Raw genomic sequence first — 2301 nt, forward strand, 5'->3', positions numbered from 1 at the left:
GGACGGAGTTGGGCATGGAGGCTGCACATGACGTTCAAAGATGATATTGACGAAATTGAAGCATGGTTCCAGCACCATCAACCAGCCTTCGCTGACGTGCCTCCAGAAGTGAAAGCCAGCGTCTATAACTATGTCTTGGTTTTCAGTTTGTTCGATCAAAGGCATCTTGAAGCAAGTGGCTCTCGCGATGATGTCATTGCCTTCATTGATCAGTTGCCCGAGGACGCCGATTTCACTCCGTACCAACAGTATCTCGACTATTTTCAGGACCGATACATACGCGATGGGCGGCCCACGCATCATTATGAACTTCTGGTTGACCAAGACGATGTGTCGAGTAGGAGAATTCTAGATGTTCTCGCGGGTCACTCGAACCTACCTGCCGAGAAAATCGGGGCGCTAGTCCTGATAGCGTATCGCCTCCGTTGCAATCTGGTACATGGCTCAAAATGGCAAACTGGCCTTGGTGATCAGTATCATAACCTTATGAACGCAGCGCGAGTGGTGATGCTCGTGATGGATCGTGGCCCCACCTGAAGCCCCGTTTATTTCCCCAATTCTAACCGCCAAATTCGGGCGAAATGGGCCAAAAACAGGCCGCGACCCTCTGATGGCCGTTTTTGCCATAAAAATATGGGGTTTCAGGCCACTTTTCGCCCCATGAATTCTTCCAGGGCACACTATAGAAGAGAAGAACGCGATTATGCACCTGGTGCGTGCCCCCCATAAACGGTCTAATCAGCCGTCTCCTGATACGGGGTGCGTGGCTAAGCCGGGAGCATCAATGATGGGAGATAACCATCAATGGAAACCAATAATAATCCAGTTGCTGGAGCGGAGGTAACCGAGCAAGTTCAACGTTTAGCAAAGGCCTACGGCGATCAGATCGTTCGGAGAGACAACAAGTTCTTCGACGTGGAGAATCTGAGTGTTCCACTGTCGCGCAATGACGTGGAGCGAATGATCCTGAACCGAGTACGAGACGAGCATCCTGAAGTTCCACTGAGCAAAGATCTAGTCAAAACCTTATTCAAGCTGCTGATCGAAACGCAGCATACTGACGCCGACCGGTCGTTTCAGGTCTGGAACGGAACGGCAATCTGTGAAGCCGGTAACTCTAACCGACTGATACGGTCGCGTGGAGCAGTTGCAGCCAACACGTGGGTCGAACCGGAATATCGCCAACTCAGGATCAACTCCGCTGAGCTTGGCGTCGTCGGGCAATTCTTCGACGAGTTCTTTCAGCTCGAGCACGACCGTGAGCAGTTCATGAACTGGCTGGCATGGAGCCTTCAGAACGAGGGAGAAAAGCCAGCTTGGGCTCCGTTCCTGTATTCGCGGGGAAGAGGTACTGGGAAAAGTACAACGGCTCGCATTCTGACCGAACTCTTTGGCACTTCGAATACCGTCGTTCCAAATAACGTCAGCAAGCTAACGCAGCAGTTCAACGCCACGGTTCTGACAAGCAAGCTTGTGGTGTGTGAGGAAACCCAAATCAAGCCGGGGTCGCCGCAGGAAAACGCTATCAAAACCTTCATCACTGACCCTTACGTTCTGATAGAGCGGAAAGGGATCGAAGCTGAACGCGCAAAGCAGTCGTGCTGCTTCCTGTTCACCTCGAACATCTGGCCATCATGGATCGGTGAGGGTGAGCGGCGTTATCTCGTAATGGATGTGAACCATGACGGTCGATCAGGGGGTTCTCGCGCCAACGAGTTTTCGAACCTCGTCGGTCAGGTTAATCAGTTCCTGGATGATCCGGCGAACGTGGCCCGTGTCTATAACGCCTTGATGCAGAGACAACTGCCGGTCGGATTCAGCGCCAAAAGCCTCAACATCGCAGACCATCAGACCCCGACCATGGAACGACTGCATCAGACCAGCCGAGACACCATCGTTGATCGGTTGGAGGAAGAACTGAATGCTAGTGGGCTCGTCGCCCTGCCTGAAGCGGGAGTGGCTGAGTTCGTCCAGACGAACCTCAAAGGAAACATCAACCAAACCAAGCACCTCATGGATGAGTTGGACTGGCAGAAGACCAAGGCCAAGTGGGGTGGCAAAGACTATCAACGCGCGATTTGGGTTAAGTCCGGCTATTGGATCGAGCGGGGTAAAATCCATGGTCCTGACTTTGAGCCAGTGAGCATCAACGATCACATTGCTGGTGACAGCCGGTTCGACGAAGTGGAGATCATATAATGGATGGTCAGCACTTCTTCTTGAGAGACGACTGCGAGATCTGGCTGCAGGACATCATGGACACCCACTACGAGGAGGCCCTTTCGAGGGCCAACTCCGTCA

General features: G+C 52.7%; 2 protein-coding genes. Both read left to right on the forward strand.

The genetic code is table 11. The annotated features are described in order from the left end of the window. The first annotated feature begins 27 nt into the window (after nucleotides 1-27). On the forward strand, nucleotides 28-537 hold the full coding sequence (locus ACR0DB_RS22525; RefSeq protein WP_480553079.1) for a hypothetical protein: 510 nt from the start codon (nucleotides 28-30) through the stop codon (nucleotides 535-537). Between the two features lie 267 nt (nucleotides 538-804). Continuing rightward, complete coding sequence (locus ACR0DB_RS22530; protein ID WP_480553081.1) at nucleotides 805-2199, forward strand: primase-helicase family protein; 1395 nt, start codon at nucleotides 805-807, stop codon at nucleotides 2197-2199. The last annotated feature ends 102 nt before the right edge of the window (nucleotides 2200-2301 follow it).

Source organism: Ruegeria sp. AB6 (assembly GCF_056542685.1).